Origin of the sequence: Nocardia puris, assembly GCF_036051655.1 — a bacterium.
GTDB lineage: Bacteria > Actinomycetota > Actinomycetes > Mycobacteriales > Mycobacteriaceae > Nocardia > Nocardia puris.
Genome location: NZ_CP107943.1, coordinates 3,650,745 through 3,668,949, shown reverse-complemented (window position 1 = coordinate 3,668,949; position 18,205 = coordinate 3,650,745). Strand labels below are relative to the sequence as shown.

Here is an 18,205-nt window from a genome sequence, read left to right as displayed (position 1 = left end):
CGCGCGGCGCAGGCGTCGGCGGCGCAAGCCGGCCGAGTCGGGTGCGGGTGACGTGACCGACGTGCAGTCGGATGCGTCGGCGAACGGCGTTTCGTCGGTGGGCGCCGAGTCGGCTCCGGTGGCTGACGCGGCGGCGGTTCAGGCCGAGGAGCAGGTCTCCAACACTGCGGCAGTTCAGTCCGCTTCGGCACCGGTCTCGGTCGAACAGGCCGCGACCGATCAGCTGTCGGCCGTGGCGAACACGGCGCAGCCGGTCGCTGCTCCCGTCGAGCAGCCCGCTGTTGTCGAGCCCGGCACCGCGACGGCCGAGCAGTCCGCGACCGTGGCCGAAGCCGCGACCCCGGCGACGGCCGGGGAGAAGCCCGCGCGACGTCGGCGCACCCGCGCCACCGCGAACGCCGAAACCGCTGATCAGGCCACCGAAGCCGGTGCCGAGAAGCCGAAGCGCACGCGGAAGAAGGCGGACGCACCTGCCGAGGCCGCGGTGGCCGACGGCGCCGAGGAGAAGCCGGCCCGCCGCACGCGCAAGGCCGCGGTGAGCGCCGAGGGCGAGTCCGCGGAAGTCTCCGCCGAGGAGAAGCCCGCGCGACGTACCCGCGCCCGCAAGGCCGACGCCGACACCGCGAACGGGGAGGAGGCGGCGCCGCGCCGCCGCACCCGCAAGATCGAGGCGAACGGCGAGGAGACGGCGGAGGCCGAGAAGCCGGTGCGCCGCAGGCGCGCCAAGGCGGAGGCGACCGCCGAGGCCGAGGGTGACCCGGTGTCGGTGGGCGCGGCAGGGACAACCGCTTCGGCCTAGCACCTGGCTCGGAGCACAGTCGCAGCGATCGCCGTCCGGCGACGCGGAGGAGGAGCCGACACCGGGGTCGTCCCGGCGGCGCCGACAACGCGGCCGGGCAGCGGTCCGCATCGCGGAGACGCCGGTGGGGACACCGATACGGAGCCCGCCCCCGCGGATCGGCTAGTCTCGCTCACGTGCTCGCACCCGAGCGGCGGACGCGCGCCGATATCATCTCCGCAGTCGCGATCGTCGTGCTCGTCGTGGTCGCGGCGCTGGTCGTCTGGGCGCGCGGCGACGCCACCGGCACCGAGTCGGTGACGGCGCCGAGCCCCCCGCCCACACCGCCGACGGCGGGCACGCTCCCGGTCTCCCTGCGCGAACTGTGGCACGCGCCCGACGGCGCGAGCACGCGCGCGCTGGCCTCCGGTGGCGCGGTGATCACGGCCGAGGACGGCACCGTCACCGGTCGTGATCCGGCCACCGGCGCCGAACTGTGGCGCTACCGGCGCGACATGCCGCTGTGCGGTGTGGAGTCTCAGTACGGTTCAGTGGTGGCGGTCTACCGCGACCAGCGCGGGTGCAGCCAGGCCACACTGCTCGACGGCGACACCGGCGAACGGCGCACGGCGCGTAGCAGTTACATGGACGAGAACGTGCGCCTCTCGGTCGACGGCACCTATGTGCTGGCCAAAGGTGAACGGCGACTGGAGATGTGGCGTTCGGACCTGGTGCGCACCATCGAGTACGGATACGTCGACGCGGCGATCAACGTGAAAACCCAACCGCGCAAAGGCTGTACGTTGCTCTCGGCCGGGTCCAGCGCGTCGCGCCTGGCGGTGCTGGAGCGCTGCCCCGACGACCAGTCCGACCGGTTGACGCTGCTCAATCCCGCGCCGAAGGACAACACCGTGCCCGAGGAGTACGGCTCGCGCGTGCTCACCGGGCCGGGCGCGGGTTCCCCCGGGGCGCGGGTGATCGCGGTATCGGAGAACCGCGTCGTGGTGTATCTGCCCGGCGGAAGCGGTTCCGGCGCAGAGGAATCCGCGCCGCCCCGCCTGGCAGTGTTCGACGCCACCGGCAATCCGGTTGTCACACACCATCTTTCCGCGCCACTGGACGACGTGATCGACGTGTCGCGGGTCGGTTCGGCCTACTTCCTGTTCACCGGCAACAGCGTGATCGCGTTGAACGCCAGCACCTTCGACCCGATGTGGACCGCCGCCGACGCACTCGGCGCGCCCGCGTTGATGGCGGGCCGTTTGCTGCTGCCCGTCACCGACGGGATGGTCGCGCTGGACCCGGCCAACGGGCAGGAGGTGGCGCGCATTCCCGTGCAGCGCTCCACCGCGCCCGAGGGGCCCATCTCGGTGGCGGTGCTCGGCAGCACGGTGCTCGAACGCCGCGACGGCGAGCTGTACGCGCTCGGCTGAGCCGGACCGGGCGAACTTGTCGGTGCCTCGAGGCAGACTGTGGCCATGTCTGAAAGCCATTCGCCCGCCGCCGAATCCACCATCACCGACTACGACGATCCCAACGCCCCGTGGAACAAGCTGGCCGAGGACGGTGACGTCGCCGGCTGGAACAACGACGTCATCAGCGAGTTCCGCGAGCAGGGCGGCAAGGTCGGCGGCGACTACGAGGGCGGCGATCTGGTGCTGCTCACCACCACCGGCGCGAAGAGCGGCAAGCAGCACGTGGTGCCGCTCGGGCTGTGCTACCGGGGCGAGATCCCGTACGTGAGTTCGTTCGTCGAGGACCGGTACCCGGCCTGGTACCACAACGTGAAGGCCGACGGGCGCGTCGTCATCGAGCACGGCTCGCACACCTACGACGGGTTCGCGCGCGTGCTCACCGGCGCCGCGTACGACGAGTTCGCGGCGTTCGCGTTCGCCGACAACCCGATGCTGGCCCAGTGCCAGGAGCGGGCCGGCCACCCGCTGCCGCTGGTGGTGCTGGAGTTCGGCGAGCCGAGGAAGTAGTCGCCCGCCCCGGTGCGGGCGGCACCGGTCCCCCGTCGCCATGATGGAGGGCATGCCCGAAAGAGACGACGCCAAGCTGGTTCTGCTCCGGCACGGGGAGACCGACTGGTCGCGCACCCGCCGCCACACCGGCCGCACCGATGTGCCGCTCACCGAGACCGGGGAGCGCCAGGCCGCGGCGGCGGGCTCGCTGATCGCCGGGCTGGACTTGCTTGACCCGCTGGTGCTCACCAGTCCGCGGCAGCGCGCGACGCGCACCGCCGAACTCGCCGGCCTGGGTGGCGCGGTGCCCGACGACGACCTCGTGGAGTGGGACTACGGCGACTACGAGGGCCTGACCTCGCGGCAGATCCGGGAGTCCGCGCCGGGCTGGACGATCTGGACCGGCGCGGTGCCGGGCGGCGAAACCGCCGAGCAGGTGCGGGCCCGCGCCGACCGGGTGCTGGCCGCCGCCGCGACGGCGCTGCCCGACCGCGATGTGGTGCTGGTGGGCCACGGGCACTTCTCCCGGGCGCTGATCGCCCGCTGGGCCGAATTCGCGCTGGTGGAGGGCCGCCGCTTCACCATGACCACCGGCGCGGTCAGCGTGCTCGGCTTCGAGCACGGCAATCGAACCATCCACGCGCACAACCTCGTTCCGACCTCAGGAGGGTTCCGATGACCATCCGCCGCGCCGCCCCGGCCGACGTGCCCGCCCTGGTCGAACTCGTCTACGACCTGGCCGAATACGAGAAGGCGCGCGACGAGTGCACGCTCACGGCCGAGCAGTTGCACGCCGCGCTGTTCGGGCCGGCGCCCGCCCTGTTCGCGCACGTGGCCGAGGACGAGACGGGCATCGCTGGGTGCGCGATCTGGTTCCTGAACTTCTCCACCTGGGACGGCGTGCACGGCATCTACCTGGAGGATCTGTACGTCCGGCCGGACACCCGCGGCAAGGGGTACGGCAAGGCGCTGCTGGCCGCCCTGGCGCGCGAGGCCGTCGACCGCGGCTACAGCCGGGTGAGCTGGTCGGTGCTCACCTGGAACAGCCCGTCCATCGACTTCTACCGCTCGCTCGGCGCCGCCGAACAGGACGAGTGGGTCGGCTACCGCCTCGCCGGCGCGGAACTCACCGCGCTCGCGGAAACCGCAGGCTGAGAGCCGCCGCACCATGCGGATCACCCAGCCGGACCGCTGGCCGCGCACCGCTGACGAGGCACGGGCCATCCAGGACGAGTTGCGTCCGCTGGTGGTGGCAACCGATCCGGAACCGCCCCGGTTCGGCACGGTGGCCGGGCTCGACTCGGCCTACGACGACGAGGCCGGGGTGGTCGCGGCGGCCGCCGTGGTGCTGGACGCCGACACCCTGGGGACGGTCGAATCGGAGGTCGCGCACGGCACGGTCGAGTTCCCGTACGTGCCGGGACTGCTGGCGTTCCGCGAGGTGCCCACCGCGCTGCGCGTGCTGGAACGCCTCGACACCGAGCCCGATCTGCTGGTCTGCGACGGCCAGGGCCTGGCCCATCCGCGCCGTTTCGGGCTGGCCTGCCACCTCGGGGTGCTCGCCGGCCTCCCCACGATCGGCGTCGCCAAGAACGCGTGGGGCGAGTACACCGCACCGGGCCCCGAACGCGGCGACAGCAGCAACCTGGTGCTCGAGGGCGAGGTGGTGGGCCGCGCCCTGCGCACCCGCGCGGGCGTCAAACCGGTCTTCGTCTCGGTGGGCCACCTGATCTCCCTGGACACCGCCTGCGCCCAGGTGCTCGCCCTCACCCCGCACTACCGCCAGCCGGAAACGACCCGCCGCGCCGACGCCCTCTGCCGCAGCGCGCTGCGCGCCGCTCTCGACTGAGACCCGGCAGGCTCAGTCTCCGCCGTACTCCGCGGCTATCCAGCGGGTCGAGGCGGGGACGAACAGCAGGACCAGGGCGCTCACCACCACGACGCCCAGGACGGTGCCGTAGACGGGCTGGTGGGAGTCGGTGAGCAGGGCCCACACGACGGGGAGCAGCAGGATCTGGGCGATGACGGCGATCGCGCGGCCCCAGCGCTGACCGAGCAGCAGGCCGATGCCCGCGGCCAGCACCGCGCCGCCCAGGATCGCGAACCACGCGGCGGTGCCGTACCCGCTGGCCTGGGACTGATCGTGGCCGAGCAGCCCGCGGACCACGAGCACGATCGCGACACCCACCGCGACCGCGCCCTCCAGCGCGACCAGCGCCCCCGCGCCCCGCACCGTGGGCGGGGTCGCGCCCGCCGAAACTTCTCCCTTGCCGCTGTCAACCACGGGCCCAAGCCTACGACGCGCGCCGCGGTGCGGCCGGTGCCGCCCGACCCGCGCGGAATCGGCCCGCGCCCGGCCGCCCATTAGGCTGCGAACGTGCGGACGCTGCTGATCGTGAACCCGAATGCCACCTCCACCACACCGGCAACCCGGGATCTGCTGGCCCACGCGCTGGAGAGCCGGACCCAGCTGACCGTCGCGCACACCCAGCACCGCGGCCACGCCGCCGAGCTCGCCCAGTGGGCCGCCACCAGCGAGATGGATCTGATCGTGGTGCACGGCGGTGACGGCACCGTCAACGAGACCATCAACGGCTTCCTGCCGCTGCCGCAGATCGACGACGGCCAGGCCTGGCTGCCGCGCCTGGGCGTGATCCCGGGGGGCTCGGCCAACGTCTTCGCCAGGGCGCTGGGCATCTCCCCCGATCCGGTCACCGCGACGAACCAGCTCATCGACCTGCTCACCGTGCGCGGGGACCGCCGCATCGGACTCGGCCTCGCCGACGACAGGTGGTTCACCTTCAGCGCGGGCGTCGGATTGGACGCCGATGTGTGCGAGGCCATCGACGCCAGCCGCGCCAAGGGCCACACCGCCACTCCGGCCCGATATCTTCGAACAACTGTGCGACAATTCTTCCGGGCGAAGCGTCGTGAACCAAGCGTCCGAATCGAAATCCCGGGTTTCGAACCCGTCGAGAGTGCCCATTACGCGTTCGTGACGAACTCGAGTCCTTGGACCTATCTGGACGCCACCCCGGTGCACACCAACCCGGGCACCAGCTTCGAGACCGGCCTCGGCGTCTTCGCCGTGCGGTCCATGGCGGTGCTGCCCACCCTGCGACTCGCCGGGCAATTGCTGTCGAAGAACGGAAATCCCAAGTCCCGCATATTGTTTCGCGAGGACGACGTGCCGTCGGTGCATATCGAGACCAAGGAGCCGATCGGCCTGCAAATCGATGGCGACTTCATCGGGAAGCGGAACGTGGTGGATTTCACGGCCGTGCCCGATGTGCTGGAAGTGATCGCCCCGCGGCCGTCGCGCTGACGAAACGCCGCGAAAAACTGGCGGTTGTGCTGCGAAAACCGTCCGGAGCGAGTACAAAGGACCGGGCAGGCTCCCCATGCGGGGTCCTCGATTGCGTGAGCTTCCCCACGGTGCACCGGATACCTATTGACATCTACGGTGTTCGTGAAAGCATTCACAAGCAACCGTGCGGAAACATTCGAGTCGCACAAGTGAACGATCCACTAACGACAGGCGCCCCTTGTGGCGCCCAGCAAAGGAGCAGAGGAATGGACTGGCGCCACAAGGCCATCTGTCGCGACGAGGACCCCGAACTGTTCTTCCCGGTGGGTAACAGTGGGCCCGCGCTCGCGCAGATCGCCGATGCCAAGCTGGTCTGCGCCCGCTGCCCCGTCACGGCCGACTGCCTGTCCTGGGCCCTGAAGTCCGGACAAGACGCCGGCGTGTGGGGTGGTATGAGCGAAGACGAGCGTAGGGCGCTGAAGCGTCGCAACGCGCGCACCCGCACCCGCACCGTCGTCTAGAAGAGTAAAGACGACCGGCCTTACCGGGCCATCCCAGCCCGGCCCGGTAAGCGCATGAAGCCCGGCACCGAGAGCGGTGCCGGGCTCAGTTGTTTTCGGGGAGTTCTCAGCGCCCTGAGCGGCGACCCAAAGGCACCCGCAGCACCGCGTCCGTTCCCACGTCCGCGCCCGGGTGCAGGCCGATGGAGCCGCCGAGTTCGGCCGTCACCAGGGTTCGGACGATCTGCAGGCCCAGGCGGTCGGAGGCCTCCAGGCTGAAGCCGGGGGGCAGGCCGCGGCCGTCGTCGCTGATGATGACGTCGAGCCAGCGGGCCGAGCGCTCCGAGCGGATGGTGACGGTGCCGGTCTGGCCGGAGTCGAAGGCGTGCTCGATGGCGTTCTGCACGAGTTCGGTCAGCACCATCACCAGCGGCGTCGCGCGCTCGGCGGAGAACACGCCGAGTGAACCGGCGCGGCGCACCTTGATGCGGGTGGTGTGGACGGTCGCGACGTCGGCCATGATCGGCAGCAGCCGGTCCACCACCTCGTCCAGATCCACTTCCTCGTCCACCGACATGGACAGCATCTCGTGCACCGAGGCGATCGAGGTGACGCGGCGCACCGATTCGGTGAGCGCGACCTGCGCCTCCTCGTTCTCGGTGCGGCGGGCCTGTAGGCGCAGCAGCGCCGCGACGGTCTGCAGGTTGTTCTTCACCCGGTGGTGGATCTCGCGGATGGTGGCGTCCTTGGACAGCAGCGCGCGGTCGCGCCGCTTCACCTCGGTCACGTCGCGCACCAGCACCGCCGCGCCGGCGAGCTTCCCGTGCGGGCGCAGCACCAGCGTGCGCAGCAGCACGGTCGCGCCGCGCGCCTCCACCTCCATCCGGCGTCCGGTGCGCCCGGCCAGCGCGGCCTGAATGTCGCCGACCACCTCCTGCGCGTCGAACGGGTCGGTGATCAGCGACCGGGTGGTGACCGCCAGATCCTGCCCCTCCAGATCGGCCTGCAACCCCATCCGGTGATAGGCCGACAGCGCGTTCGGACTGGCGTAGACGACGATGCCTTCGGTGTCGAGGCGGATGAAACCGTCACCGGCGCGCGGACTGGAATGCGTGGCCGCGCGGTCCTCCGGGGTGGGGAAGGTGCCGTCGGCGATCATCTGGCACAGGTCGTCGGCGCAGGCGACGTAGGCGGTCTCGAGCGCGCTGCGCATCCGGGAACGCTGCAGGTCGGTGTCGCGGGAGAGCACCGCGATCACGTCGTCGCCGCAGCGCACCGGGATGGCCTCGCGCACCGCGTGCACCGGATGCGGATGGTAGACGCCCTCGGCCTCCACGTCGCGGTCGGCGCGCACGATGTCGCCGGTCCGCAGCGCCTGGAAGACCTGGGCGTGCTCGTCCTTGCTCGCCGCGGCGCCCACCTTGTCCTCCAAGTGCACGGTGGCCGCCGTGGTGGGCCTGCACTGCGCGACGCAGACGAGGTCGGCGCCCTCGTCGACGGGGCCCGCGCCGACCCACAGCAGCAGATCGGCGAAGGAGAGATCCGCCAGCAATTGCCAGTCGCCCACCACGCGCTGCAGGTGGTCGACGGCGCTGCCGGGTAGGTCGGTGTGTTCGGCGAGAAGTTCGCTCAGTGTGGCCACGGTGGGTCTACCCGCTCCGCCCTAGGAGATGACGGCGATGAGATCGCCCTGCTGGAGGACCTGGCCCGGCCGCACCTCGAGAGCGGTGACCTCGCCACCGACCTCGGCGATCACCGGGATCTCCATCTTCATCGACTCCAGCAGGATCAGCGTCTGGTCGACCGCCACCTTGTCACCCACCGCCACCTCGACGGTCAGCACGGTGGACACCATCTCCGCGCGCACTTCCTCGGCCATGACACCCCAATCACTCGTCGGTCGGACCGGCCCCGCGGGGGGCTGTTCGGCGCGGCGCCGGGTCGCGACCGTATCCGCTGAAAGTACAGCCAACCACACATGAAACAATGACCGACGACCAGATGTGTTCCCCGCCGGATCGCGGGGATGAGCCGCCGGAGGAATTCGATGGGTAAGCGAGGACGGAAGAAGCGCAGCCGCAAGGGGAACGCGGCCAACCACGGCAAGCGTCCCAACGCCTGAGCCGTCACAGCGCGAAAACAGAGCGGCACGCTCTTCCGTGATCGGAAGGCGTGCCGCTCTTTTCGTGGGATGTCGGACCCAGCGTTGTCGGACCCGCGCGGGTCAGGACTCGGTGGCCTCCAGCGGACCGGAGGTCTCGATCCGCGTCACCGTCACGGATCTGCGGATCTCCAGGGTGAGCCGGTCGCGCAGCGAATCCGGCGCCCGGTCCCCGCCGCACTTGCGGCTGAGCAGGCTCTTGATCTTCTCCTCGATCCCGTACGCCTCGATGCACGGGGAGCAGTGGTCCATGTGATGCTGCAGGCGGGCGCGGGTCGCGTCATCGCACTCGCCGTCGAGCATCAACCAGACATCGGCCAGTACCGCCGTGCAGTCGAGCTCCATATCGGGGTCCCGCTCCACACTCACTGCTTGACCTCCTGGCGCTCACCACGATTGAACCCGCGTTCGCGCGCCACATCGGCGAGCAAACCCTTCAGCTGCTTGCGGCCGCGGTGCAGCCGCGACATGACCGTGCCGATGGGGGTGCCCATGATCTCGGCGATCTCCTTGTACGGGAAACCCTCGACATCGGCGTAGTACACCGCCATGCGGAACTCCTCGGGCAGTTCCTGCAGCGCGGCCTTGATGTCGTCGTCGGGCAGGGCGTCCAGTGCCTCGACCTCGGCCGAGCGCAGTCCCGTCGAGGTGTGCTCGGCGGTGGCGGCCAGCTGCCAGTCGGTGATCTCGTCGGTCGGGTACTGCGCGGGTTGGCGCTGCTTCTTGCGGTAGGAGTTGATGTAGGTGTTGGTGAGGATGCGGTAGAGCCAGGCCCGCAGGTTCGTGCCCTCTTTGAACGATTTGAACCCTTGGAACGCCTTGACGTAGGTCTCCTGCACCAGGTCCTCGGCGTCGGCGGGGTTGCGGGTCATGCGCAGCGCGGCGCCGTAGAGCTGGTCGAGCAACGGGAGCGCGTCCCGCTCGAACCGCTGCGCCAGCTCGGCATCGTCGACCGCGGCACCGACCTCACCGTCGTCGGGCACCACGTCTTCGTCGCTCGTCACACCTGTCCCTTCGGTCGCCGTACCTGCCAAATCTACCGGCAGGAAGGAAACCGGGGCGAACCCGGCCGCCGACGGCGAGGTGTCGACCGCGACCGGACGTTCGTCGAGCAGTACGGACACCGACATCTCCTCCATGTGTTCCAACGTGCGATGGGCCCGGTGTGGTGACCGAGCGTCCCGCCCACCGGTATCGCGTGCAACATGTCCCGCGGGCGGTGTGTTCCCGAGTGGTGGGAAATCCGGTTGCGGGAAGGCTGCCGGGCACGATTACGGTGGCGCGCATGGCAGGCGCGTCCACCCCCGCTGTCCGCACGCTGAGCGCCGCGAAGATCGCGCATCGCGTGCATTCCTACGTCCACGATCCGCGCGCCGAGTCGTTCGGCGCCGAGGCGGTGTCCGCGCTCGCCGCCGGACTCGGTGTCGAGGCGGCGCAGATCTTCAAGACCCTGGTCGTCGAATTGTCCACGGGCGCGCTGGCCGTCGCGATGCTGCCGGTGCCGGAGACGCTGTCGCTGAAGGCGGCGGCCGCGGCCCTCGGCGCGCCGAAGGCGGGGATGGCCGACAAGACGAAGGCCGAACGCGCCACCGGCTACGTGCTGGGCGGCATCTCCCCGCTGGGGCAGCGCAAGAAACTGCCGACGGTGGTGGACGCCTCGGCGCTGCGCTGGGACCGGATCCTGTGCAGCGCGGGGCGGCGCGGACTGGAGATCGAGGTGGCGCCCGCGGACCTGATCCGGGTCGCCGACGCGGTGACGGCGCCGATCACCGCCTGACCGGGTCAGGCCCGGAGGAAGTAGCGCAGCGTCACCACGCAGGACCCCCGGTGCGCGCGACACGTCCGCAGGTGCGGGACTTTCGCCCGCGGCCGGGCGCGGTGTGCGTTACTGGTCTGTGCGTTTCCGAGCCCGCGGGCTCATGTTCTCGAGTGCAAGGTCCGATCGGCCCGACCCAGAGGATGTGATGCGTGATGTCTCGTCAGCGGTTCTTCCCCCGGCGGCGCGGTGCGGTCGCCGCTCTTTTCGCCGCGATCGTGCTCGGCCTGGCGACACCCGTGCTGCCCGCCGCCACCGCCGCGCCGGGTCCCGCGCAGAGCGACCCCTTCGCGGGGCTCTCCGGTGACACGCCGTCGGTGTCCCCCGAGCGGCAGGAACAGGACGAGAAGGCGGAGAAGGCCGAGAAACTGGGCGGCGGGGTGACCACGAAAGTGATCGATCTGTTCACCGACGTCATCAAGTGCGGGTTGAATATCGCGACACCCGCTGTGAAATGCAAAATGTGAAATCCTCGCGCACAAACCGGGCCGATCGTTATGACCGATCAGCCCGGTTCGTGCGTTAATACACCGTTTTCGCCGGTAACGTCCCCCGGACTCAGTCAAGCCTATACTTTGTGAATGTCAGCACAGCACTGGTTGTAGGAGTGATAGGTGAGCGGGCTTTCCCCGTCTCCCGTCGGCGATATCGCGCGGCGGTCCTGGCTGGACGTCCTGCCCTGGCTCGGTGCGCACCGCCAGGGTCCCCCGCTGCTCGGCGAGGGCGAACTCATGGCGAACGCCTGGATGTCGACGGCGCCGGGTGACTCGGCCTCCGACGAGCATCTGGCCGAGATCTGCCGGCGGCTGGCCACCGTCTTCACCGAGCACCACCGTGGGCTGGCGCTGGCCGAGGCGTTCCCGTTCGCCTTCCCCACCGACGACGCGGACCTGTCGTGGCTGGGCCTGCGCGAGCGCACCGCCGCGACGCTCACCGCCGCCGGTGTCACCGATTCGGGCGCGCTCGGCGCGCTGACGGTGGACGGGCTGGCCGGATTGCGGCGGGTCGGCCCGGCGGTCGTCGCCGAGGTCGTCACCGCGCTGGTGCGGCGCAGCGTCTCCGCCGACACGGCCACCTCGGCCGCGGTCGACGAGGTCGAGCGGTTCGTCGCGCCCCTCGGCGAGCGCGATCGCTTCCTGCTCACCGCGCGCATCCTCGGCGACCGGCGCGTGACGCTCGCGGAATGCGGTGCGGCGCTGGGTATTTCACGGGAGCGGGTGAACCAGCTGGACAACCGGCTGCGCGAGCGGGTGCACGCGGCGTTCCACTCCTCCGCGCCGCTGCGCGCCGCGGCCGACGCGCTGGCCGCCGCCGCGCAACCGGTCGCCGCGCTGGACCGATTGATCGCGGCCACACCGGAACTCGGCGCCGTGGCGCCGTCGGCGGGCGTGCCGCTGTGGTTCGTGCTGACGCGGCTGGATCAGCGCGTCGACGCGGTGGACGGCTGGGTGGTCGCCGAGACCATCGATGCCGCGCGCTCGCGGGTCAAGGCCGCGCTGGCCCAGCTGGCGGGCGACGAGGGCCTGGTCGCGCTCACCGAGATCGCCGCGCACCTGGGCATCCCGGAGGCCGAAACCGCCACGTGGCTGGCGTATTCGGGCTACCGGATCGCGGACGGCCACGTGCTCACCCGCTCGGGTTCGGTGCACGACAGCGTCGCCGCGATCCTGGCGCTGGCCGGGGAACCCATGACGCTCAACGAGATTCACGCGGCCGTGGTGCCGGCGCGGTCGCTGTCGAGTGTGCGCAACGCGATGGTCTCCGACGAGCGGTTCGTCAAGACCGATCGCGCGCGCTGGGGCCTGGCCCGCTGGGGCACGTCACGCTACGTGCCGATCCACCGGCAGATCGGCGAGATCCTGGACGCGCGCGGCGGCAGCATCCCGGTGGACGAACTGGTCGAGCGGCTCACCACCGAGTTCGGGGTGAAGGAGTTCAGCGTCCGCACCTACGCCGCGTCGGGCGGTTACACGACGGTCGACGGCGTGGTCACCCGCCGCAAGCAGACCTACAAGCCGCGCAAGTCCCCCACCAAGACGCGCCACCTGTACCGCGAGGGTGAGGTGCTGCGCTGGCGCACCACGGTGGCCGCGCCGCACGCGAAGGGTTCGGCGTTCAACCTGCCGACGGCGCTGGCCGGACTGGTCGGCGCCGGCCCCGATCGCTCGGTGGAGCTCACCAGCAGGCTGGGCCCGCAGTCCATCCTGTGGGTGGCGGTGCAGGCGCGGTCGGGCACGATCAAACGCTTCCTGGACGATCTCGGGCTGGTCCCGGGCGACGACATCTTCCTGGAGTTCGTCCCCGACGCCACGGACCGGCCGCAGTTCGACGTGCTTCCCGCGCAGCCGGTCCCCGATTCGGGCAGCCCCGCGCACCGGGCGCTCGCGGCGACCGGCCACGCGAACGCCGCGGGCCTGTCCGAGCCCGCGGCGCTGGCGGCGCTCGCGGAATCGCTGTGGCTGCCGTCCACGTCGGATCAGGCCGCCGTCGTGGCCGCGTTGCGCGGGCGCAAGGAGGACGAACTCGCCGAGATCCTCACCAGCGCCCGCTGAGCCGGCGGTGCGCACGCGCCGTCGCGGCACGCGAATCCTGCCGCCTCCCGGCCACACGGTGCGGCCGCCGACGGACTCGGGCGTCGGCGGGGGCGCCTCGGAGCAACACTTCTGCGCCACGCGCCGAATCCGCGGGCGCTCAGTCACGCCCGCGGCATGCGCAAGGCGCGGCAGCGGTGCGGTCGGCCGACTTGCCGAACCGCCCGCGCCCGCCGCCGAGGCCGAGGAGGGCGCGGCAGCGCACGAGATCGAAGTCGGCGGCACGACCGCGAGGCAGCGCCAGCACCCGCAGGCCGGGTGCGCGCACGCCCGCAGCGCGCAGTTCGACAAGGTCGGCCAGGGAACAGACCAGGACCGAGACGGCGTCCTCGCGCAACTGGCGATCCACCCGGGCCGCGACGGGCCCGCGGTGCCCCCGCAGCGAGAGACAAGCGCCGCGCGATAGGGCCGCCAGCACCACGGTGACGACCGCGCGTCCGGTCAGTGTCCCCGAGACGGCGACCACGTCGTCGGCCGTGATGGACACGGCGGCGCCCAGTTCCTCGGCAGCCGCGGTCAGCGCGGCACCGTCCACGGTGATCGCGCCGACGCCACCGGAGAGTCCGAAGACGAATCCGCCTCGGCCGCCGGGACGCGCGCTCGCCCGCCGACGCCGCACGAGCGTGTAATCACCCGCCACCGCGAGCACGGACACGCCGGTCGCGCTGATGTCGCCGACCAGTTCTTCGACCAAGTGGCCGTCGCCGATGTGCCCGATGATGTGGTCGGCCCCTGCTTGCGCGAGGGCGCGCTCGGTGTCCTCCGGCGAGTCGTAAATGTCGAGGGGCATCGCGGTGGCGCCGAGGTATTCGACGGACAGCAGGGCGAGCAGAGCCTCGAAACCCGAGCCTACATACACGGCGGCCCGCTGCCCCGGGAACACACCCGCCTCCGCGAGTTCGGCGGCGAACAGCTGCACCGCCTCCCACAGCGACGCGTAATCGTGCATGCAGTCACCGTCGACCACCGCGAGACGATCGGCGAACGACGCCGTCGCGGCCTCCATCGCGTGGGCCACACACATCACCGGCACGACACACCTCCCGCCACAACCTCTACCCGATCCCCGCGATGCGAATATCCTGCCATATAGGGAAGGCAAACCTAAGTTCGCTCAAGGACTGTGCAGCAGCTCACACCAACGCCGGCCTGCGGCATCCGGCCCACAGCGAAGCGGTGTCCGCGCCTATCGGCGTAACCATCAAGTCATTCCGCGCCGAGTCGGTTCGTCCGCCCGGCCATGGCTCACTTGCGCCGGGTGTCGATGACCACGGGGCGAGCGTATGTCTCCCCCGCTTCAGACGGCACCATAGCTCTCGCCCCTCCGAGGCATGGCTCGGAGGGGCAGGCCACCCGGAGGAGCCCGCGGCCGCCCGTCAACCCCACCGAATCACCTTTCGGCCGAGACATTTTCCTCACTGCCCAACTGACGCAGCGGACCGAGCGCACCCCACAGCACGAGCGTGAGCACACCCCCCAGCGCCCCGTACACCAGGAACACCTCGCGCGCCGGAACCAGTTCCGAAACTACGCCTGCCACCACCGCGCCGACCGCCGCAGCGACGGTCACCTGCGCGGTCCATACTCCAGACACGCGCCCACGGAACTCGTCAGGCGTATTCTGCTGCACCACAGCGAATTTCGCGATATCGCCGACCACGCGGCCCACTCCATAAGCGAACAGCCCGACAAACGCGCACACGGTCGTCCCAACCATCCCGGCGCCTGCCAAACCCGCCGCCGAAACCAGGGCCGCCCCGAAGATCACGATGCCCCCGCGTCGCAACCCACCGGTCCAGCCAGAGGTCAGCGACCCGGCCACCGCGCCGATAGCCGGTGCGGCGAAAAGCAATCCGGCGACGGCCGATCCACCGTGCAGCACCTCGCCGACATAGGCGGGAATGAGCACGCTCCATCCGGCGAGCACCATCGTTACCACGCCGGCGAGCAGCGTGCTGCCGATGATGCGATGCCCGAACGCGAACCGGAATCCGGAAACCATGGCGCGCACCGATGATTCAGCGTGCGCCCGGTGCGGTGGCATGGCGTCCAGGCGCGCGATCAGCACGGTCGTGACCAGGCTCGCGACGGCTGCCAGCCAGTAGTTCGCGGCCACACCCGCCCACGCGATGAGCAGGCCACCCAACGCGGGCCCGACCATGGTGCCCAGGTCGACGGTCAGCGCCATCAACGCGCCGGCCGCCGCCATCTTGTCGCGCGGGACGAGCCCCGGCATCGCCGCGACCAGCGCGGTGGCCGAAATCCCGCCCGCCGCACCGTCGATCACCCCGCAGGCGAGGATCAACCACACTTGCGGCGAGGGCAGCATGGCGTTCACGGCGAGCAAAGCGAATCCCAGCGTCGCCGCCCCGCGCGCGACCACGATCACAGTGCGCCGATCGACCCGGTCGGCGAGCGCACCCCCGATCAGCGTGCCGCCGAAGGTGGCGGCGCCTGCCACCACCGTCACCATCGCGATACGCGCGGTGGAGCCGGTGAGCTGGTAGACCTGAATCGGCAACGCCACCATGAGGAACCCGATCCCGAGCACCGAGATGGCCCGGGCGATGAACAAGGTCCGGAACTCACGACTGCTGCGCAGGGGGTCCAGATCGATGGCGATCCTACGCGGCGACATTCGCGTCATGCGCCGAGCGTGCCGAACCGGCCGGACCGCGCCGGATCCGGTGCGCGGCGGCAGGCGGCCCCCTTCGGGTCCGCATCGATGACCGTCGACCCGGCACCGCGCGGATCAGCTTGCGCGACGATGGCCGTGTGCCACGTGCCGCGGACGAGCGTGCGAAGCATTTCGTTTCTCCCACTGCATGATTCGACGATGTGACGGCCGGCGAGAAGCGCTTCGGCCGGTGCCGGCGAGAACGTTCGGTACGAACTCGGTGAGATGAAACCCGTCGCCGCCACCCTGTTCCCGGGCCCCGCCGCCGTCCGCATACCCGCATCGGCGATTGACTCGACAGGCCGGCCGATCGGGATGCCCGACGCCGCCGGCCCGGTGCGGCGAGGCAGCCCGACCGGCCGCGAACCCGCGAGCACCGCCTTACCCGAGGCGATCGCGCCGTCCGATCGGCCCCACCGGAAGACCCTGCGACGGACATCGGCGGGTCCGGAGCCCGGACCCGCCGATCGAACCGCTCGGCGCCGTGGCTACTTGGCCGGAGCGGCGGGCGGCAACGGCGCCGTGACGGTGCTGAAGTACTCGATCGCACCCGCGATGGCGACCGGGACGCCGACGAGCAGCGCGCCGGCGATGGTGCCCACGGGAGCCAGCATCACGGCACCGGCGATGCAGCCCGCGATCGGTCCGCCGCCCAGCAGCAGGGCGACCGGAGCGGTCAGCGCCCCACCGAGCACGCCGCCGGCCACACAGCCGACCGCGGACGCGCCCACCGCGCCGACCAGCGCGCCGACGGCGGCACCGACCGACAGGCGGCTACCCAGCTTCTGCCAGGCCGCCTGCTCGCGCTGCGCCGCCGTCTGCTCGCTGATCTCCTTGGCGGCCGACAGTGCGGGGCGGAAGTAGGCGCCCTCGGTGGTCGGGGTGAGCTTGGCGGTGTTGCCGGTGATCTCGGCCTTCACCGGGTAGGCGATCTCGTCGACGGTCACCTCGAGCGGCACGCCGCCCACCAGCCTGCCCTCGGCATCCGTGATCTGGAACTGCCCGCCCACGACGGTGAGCGCGCCCACGTCGGTGGTGATGATCGCCGAGGTGCCGTCGTTGGTCGCGGTGTAGTTCACCACGCCCGGGATGATCGGGGTCGCGATGCCGCCGGGCGGAGCGACCGGTGCGGGCAACGCGTTGGCGGTGCCCCCGGCGATCCCTACCGCGGCGATCGCCACCATCGCGGCGACCGCCGTGTTCCTCATCTTCATGCTGCTTCCTTTGCCTCTTCGATCGCAGACGGCGTCACAGCCGCCTGCGATCCGTCGGGAATGTCCCGCCCGGCCGATCCGCAGCGGAGTCCCAGCACCGGACGGTGCCGGTCTCGGGCTCGGCGAATCCCGCCCAGCGGAACCCGAGCAAAGTTAGCCTATCCTTCATAACCGCACAAGAGGTTGCGATTCATCAAGTGCGACCGGGACACGAGAGCACCCGCGCCGGCGTCGCCGACGGGCGATCCGGCACACGACGGCACCGCACAGCCCCGCACGTCGGACGTGCGTGTTGTGTGCGAGAGCGACGGACGTGGCCCGGGGCGTCAGCGCGACTCGGCGGCCTCCGGTGCGCCGTCCACCGGCGCCAGCAACTCCGGCCCGTTGTTGCGCACGCTGTTGACCAGCGTCGACACCGGCCGCGCCACGATGCTCGCGACCACCTCCTCCGACGGCGTCTCGAGCAGGCTCGCGGGCGCGGGGTGATCCGGGTCCAGCCAGGCGTCCCAGTGCTCGCGGGGCATCGGCAGCGGCATCCGGTCGTGGATGCGGGTCAACTCGCCCACCGCGTCGGTGGTGAGGATCGTGCAGGACAGCAGCGGTTCACTATCGGCCACCGACCGGTCCCGCCACACCGACCACAGGCCCGCCATGTACAGGCGGGAACCGTCGGCATCGGCCATGTAATAGGGGCGCTTGACCGCCTTGCCCTTCGCGCCGCCGATCGGGTCGGGCTCGACCAGCCACTCGTACCAGCCGTCCATCGGCACCAGGCAGCGCCGGTACTTCACCGCGTCGCGGAACGACGCCGTGGTGGCCGCCTTGTCGGCGCGCGCGTTGAACAGCGGCTTGCCCTTCACCGGCACGCCCGGCTCGGCCGCCTTGGTCCACACCGGGATCAGGCCCCACCGCATCCGCCGCACGCGCAGGCGCGGATCGTCGTCTGGGTGGTCGCGGTCGTGGCGGGCGACGACGGTGAGCACCTGGGTCGTCGGGGCCACGTTGTAGTTCGTGAATCCGTCACCGCGGGAATCGTTTTCGCCGGTCTCGTCGATCGCGTCGAGGTCGGCCGCGAGCCTTCCCGGGTTGGTCGTCGTCGCGTATCGTCCGCACATGTCACCGATCCTCCCACCCGGGGCCGACATCGCGCGGACAATGGGAAGGGCAGGGGTGGTGACCAGTTGAGAGTTGTGGAAT

General features: G+C 70.9%; 21 protein-coding genes. 11 read left to right on the top strand and 10 right to left on the bottom strand.

What is annotated here, in order from left to right:
- The first annotated feature begins 975 nt into the window (after nucleotides 1–975).
- The 5 genes from OHB21_RS16795 to OHB21_RS16775 are packed head-to-tail and all read left to right on the top strand — an operon-like array spanning nucleotide 976 to nucleotide 4,591.
- Nucleotides 976–2,211, top strand: a complete 1,236-nt coding sequence (locus OHB21_RS16795; RefSeq protein WP_067510072.1) for an Rv3212 family protein — start codon at nucleotides 976–978, stop codon at nucleotides 2,209–2,211.
- A 45-nt stretch (nucleotides 2,212–2,256) separates the two neighbouring features.
- On the top strand, nucleotides 2,257–2,760 hold the full coding sequence (locus OHB21_RS16790) for a nitroreductase/quinone reductase family protein (RefSeq protein WP_195124851.1): 504 nt from the start codon (nucleotides 2,257–2,259) through the stop codon (nucleotides 2,758–2,760).
- Nucleotides 2,761–2,812: 52 nt separating this feature from the next.
- The gene (locus tag OHB21_RS16785; protein WP_067510183.1) at nucleotides 2,813–3,421 is read left to right on the top strand and encodes an acid phosphatase; all 609 of its coding nucleotides are present in this window, start codon (nucleotides 2,813–2,815) and stop codon (nucleotides 3,419–3,421) included.
- The gene (locus tag OHB21_RS16780; protein ID WP_067510076.1) at nucleotides 3,418–3,897 is read left to right on the top strand and encodes a GNAT family N-acetyltransferase; all 480 of its coding nucleotides are present in this window, start codon (nucleotides 3,418–3,420) and stop codon (nucleotides 3,895–3,897) included. Before OHB21_RS16785 ends, OHB21_RS16780 begins: the two co-directional genes overlap by 4 nt.
- Before the next feature lie 13 nt (nucleotides 3,898–3,910).
- On the top strand, nucleotides 3,911–4,591 hold the full coding sequence (locus tag OHB21_RS16775) for an endonuclease V (RefSeq protein ID WP_067510078.1): 681 nt from the start codon (nucleotides 3,911–3,913) through the stop codon (nucleotides 4,589–4,591).
- A 12-nt stretch (nucleotides 4,592–4,603) separates the two neighbouring features.
- Here the strand turns inward: OHB21_RS16775 and OHB21_RS16770 are convergent, their stop codons facing one another.
- On the bottom strand, nucleotides 4,604–5,026 hold the full coding sequence (locus OHB21_RS16770; protein ID WP_067510080.1) for a hypothetical protein: 423 nt from the start codon (nucleotides 5,024–5,026) through the stop codon (nucleotides 4,604–4,606).
- Between the two features lie 93 nt (nucleotides 5,027–5,119).
- On the opposite strand from OHB21_RS16770, the gene OHB21_RS16765 reads away from it, so the two are divergent.
- Both OHB21_RS16765 and OHB21_RS16760 read left to right on the top strand, forming a co-directional pair.
- A complete protein-coding gene (locus OHB21_RS16765; protein ID WP_195124850.1) occupies nucleotides 5,120–6,067 on the top strand; it encodes a diacylglycerol/lipid kinase family protein in 948 nt (315 codons plus the stop codon).
- Between the two features lie 248 nt (nucleotides 6,068–6,315).
- Nucleotides 6,316–6,570 (top strand): WhiB family transcriptional regulator, encoded by a 255-nt coding sequence (locus OHB21_RS16760; protein ID WP_011211115.1) that lies wholly within the window; start codon nucleotides 6,316–6,318, stop codon nucleotides 6,568–6,570.
- 106 nt (nucleotides 6,571–6,676) lie between these two features.
- Here the strand turns inward: OHB21_RS16760 and OHB21_RS16755 are convergent, their stop codons facing one another.
- Together OHB21_RS16755 and OHB21_RS16750 are read right to left on the bottom strand one after the other, a co-directional pair.
- A complete protein-coding gene (locus OHB21_RS16755; protein ID WP_067510084.1) occupies nucleotides 6,677–8,191 on the bottom strand; it encodes a sensor histidine kinase in 1,515 nt (504 codons plus the stop codon).
- A 21-nt stretch (nucleotides 8,192–8,212) separates the two neighbouring features.
- Nucleotides 8,213–8,428, bottom strand: a complete 216-nt coding sequence (locus OHB21_RS16750; protein WP_067510085.1) for a biotin/lipoyl-binding carrier protein — start codon at nucleotides 8,426–8,428, stop codon at nucleotides 8,213–8,215.
- A gap of 168 nt (nucleotides 8,429–8,596) precedes the next feature.
- Between OHB21_RS16750 and OHB21_RS37510 the strand changes: the two genes are divergently transcribed.
- Nucleotides 8,597–8,671 carry a 50S ribosomal protein bL37 gene (locus OHB21_RS37510; protein ID WP_022597109.1) on the top strand — a complete coding sequence of 25 codons (75 nt, stop codon included), beginning with the start codon at nucleotides 8,597–8,599 and terminating at the stop codon, nucleotides 8,669–8,671.
- Between the two features lie 102 nt (nucleotides 8,672–8,773).
- On the opposite strand, the gene rsrA is transcribed toward OHB21_RS37510, so the two are convergent.
- Both rsrA and OHB21_RS16740 read right to left on the bottom strand, forming a co-directional pair.
- Nucleotides 8,774–9,055: a mycothiol system anti-sigma-R factor gene (rsrA, locus tag OHB21_RS16745; protein ID WP_067510185.1), complete on the bottom strand. Its 282-nt coding sequence runs from the start codon at nucleotides 9,053–9,055 to the stop codon at nucleotides 8,774–8,776.
- Nucleotides 9,056–9,075: 20 nt separating this feature from the next.
- The gene (locus OHB21_RS16740; RefSeq protein ID WP_228789659.1) at nucleotides 9,076–9,840 is read right to left on the bottom strand and encodes a sigma-70 family RNA polymerase sigma factor; all 765 of its coding nucleotides are present in this window, start codon (nucleotides 9,838–9,840) and stop codon (nucleotides 9,076–9,078) included.
- A 155-nt stretch (nucleotides 9,841–9,995) separates the two neighbouring features.
- On the opposite strand from OHB21_RS16740, the gene ybaK reads away from it, so the two are divergent.
- From ybaK to OHB21_RS16725, 3 genes are all read left to right on the top strand, one after another.
- On the top strand, nucleotides 9,996–10,487 hold the full coding sequence (ybaK, locus tag OHB21_RS16735) for a Cys-tRNA(Pro) deacylase (RefSeq protein WP_195124849.1): 492 nt from the start codon (nucleotides 9,996–9,998) through the stop codon (nucleotides 10,485–10,487).
- Between the two features lie 194 nt (nucleotides 10,488–10,681).
- The gene (locus OHB21_RS16730; RefSeq protein WP_067510089.1) at nucleotides 10,682–10,993 is read left to right on the top strand and encodes a hypothetical protein; all 312 of its coding nucleotides are present in this window, start codon (nucleotides 10,682–10,684) and stop codon (nucleotides 10,991–10,993) included.
- A 147-nt stretch (nucleotides 10,994–11,140) separates the two neighbouring features.
- Nucleotides 11,141–13,078 carry a sigma factor-like helix-turn-helix DNA-binding protein gene (locus tag OHB21_RS16725; protein ID WP_195124848.1) on the top strand — a complete coding sequence of 646 codons (1,938 nt, stop codon included), beginning with the start codon at nucleotides 11,141–11,143 and terminating at the stop codon, nucleotides 13,076–13,078.
- 139 nt (nucleotides 13,079–13,217) lie between these two features.
- Here OHB21_RS16725 and OHB21_RS16720 read toward each other — a convergent pair whose 3' ends face one another.
- The 5 genes from OHB21_RS16720 to OHB21_RS16700 all read right to left on the bottom strand — a co-directional run bounded on the left by OHB21_RS16720 (nucleotide 13,218) and on the right by OHB21_RS16700 (nucleotide 18,123).
- Complete coding sequence (locus OHB21_RS16720) at nucleotides 13,218–14,141, bottom strand: AMP-binding protein (RefSeq protein ID WP_228789652.1); 924 nt, start codon at nucleotides 14,139–14,141, stop codon at nucleotides 13,218–13,220.
- Nucleotides 14,142–14,507: 366 nt separating this feature from the next.
- Entirely contained in the window at nucleotides 14,508–15,764 is a 1,257-nt protein-coding gene (gene entS / locus OHB21_RS16715; RefSeq protein WP_228789056.1) for an enterobactin transporter EntS, read from the bottom strand.
- The gene (locus OHB21_RS16710) at nucleotides 15,761–16,171 is read right to left on the bottom strand and encodes a hypothetical protein (protein ID WP_195124847.1); all 411 of its coding nucleotides are present in this window, start codon (nucleotides 16,169–16,171) and stop codon (nucleotides 15,761–15,763) included. Before OHB21_RS16710 ends, entS begins: the two co-directional genes overlap by 4 nt.
- 111 nt (nucleotides 16,172–16,282) lie before the next feature.
- Nucleotides 16,283–17,008, bottom strand: a complete 726-nt coding sequence (locus OHB21_RS16705; RefSeq protein ID WP_067510095.1) for a hypothetical protein — start codon at nucleotides 17,006–17,008, stop codon at nucleotides 16,283–16,285.
- A gap of 326 nt (nucleotides 17,009–17,334) precedes the next feature.
- Entirely contained in the window at nucleotides 17,335–18,123 is a 789-nt protein-coding gene (locus tag OHB21_RS16700) for an SOS response-associated peptidase (protein WP_067510097.1), read from the bottom strand.
- Between the last annotated feature and the right edge of the window lie 82 nt (nucleotides 18,124–18,205).

Excerpts from the sequence above, each read along its gene's own strand:
- OHB21_RS16705 (WP_067510095.1), bottom strand. The coding sequence starts at position 17,008 with ATGAAGATGAGGAACACGGCGGTCGCCGCGATGGTGGCGATCGCCGCG.
- OHB21_RS16740 (WP_228789659.1), bottom strand. The coding sequence starts at position 9,840 with ATGTCGGTGTCCGTACTGCTCGACGAACGTCCGGTCGCGGTCGACACC.
- OHB21_RS16720 (WP_228789652.1), bottom strand. The coding sequence starts at position 14,141 with ATGTGTGTGGCCCACGCGATGGAGGCCGCGACGGCGTCGTTCGCCGAT.
- entS (WP_228789056.1), bottom strand. The coding sequence starts at position 15,764 with ATGACGCGAATGTCGCCGCGTAGGATCGCCATCGATCTGGACCCCCTG.
- OHB21_RS16750 (WP_067510085.1), bottom strand. The coding sequence starts at position 8,428 with ATGGCCGAGGAAGTGCGCGCGGAGATGGTGTCCACCGTGCTGACCGTC.
- ybaK (WP_195124849.1), top strand. The coding sequence starts at position 9,996 with ATGGCAGGCGCGTCCACCCCCGCTGTCCGCACGCTGAGCGCCGCGAAG.
- OHB21_RS16775 (WP_067510078.1), top strand. The coding sequence starts at position 3,911 with ATGCGGATCACCCAGCCGGACCGCTGGCCGCGCACCGCTGACGAGGCA.
- OHB21_RS16730 (WP_067510089.1), top strand. The coding sequence starts at position 10,682 with ATGTCTCGTCAGCGGTTCTTCCCCCGGCGGCGCGGTGCGGTCGCCGCT.
- rsrA (WP_067510185.1), bottom strand. The coding sequence starts at position 9,055 with ATGGAGCTCGACTGCACGGCGGTACTGGCCGATGTCTGGTTGATGCTC.
- OHB21_RS16760 (WP_011211115.1), top strand. The coding sequence starts at position 6,316 with ATGGACTGGCGCCACAAGGCCATCTGTCGCGACGAGGACCCCGAACTG.
- OHB21_RS16780 (WP_067510076.1), top strand. The coding sequence starts at position 3,418 with ATGACCATCCGCCGCGCCGCCCCGGCCGACGTGCCCGCCCTGGTCGAA.
- OHB21_RS16700 (WP_067510097.1), bottom strand. The coding sequence starts at position 18,123 with ATGTGCGGACGATACGCGACGACGACCAACCCGGGAAGGCTCGCGGCC.
- OHB21_RS16790 (WP_195124851.1), top strand. The coding sequence starts at position 2,257 with ATGTCTGAAAGCCATTCGCCCGCCGCCGAATCCACCATCACCGACTAC.
- OHB21_RS16785 (WP_067510183.1), top strand. The coding sequence starts at position 2,813 with ATGCCCGAAAGAGACGACGCCAAGCTGGTTCTGCTCCGGCACGGGGAG.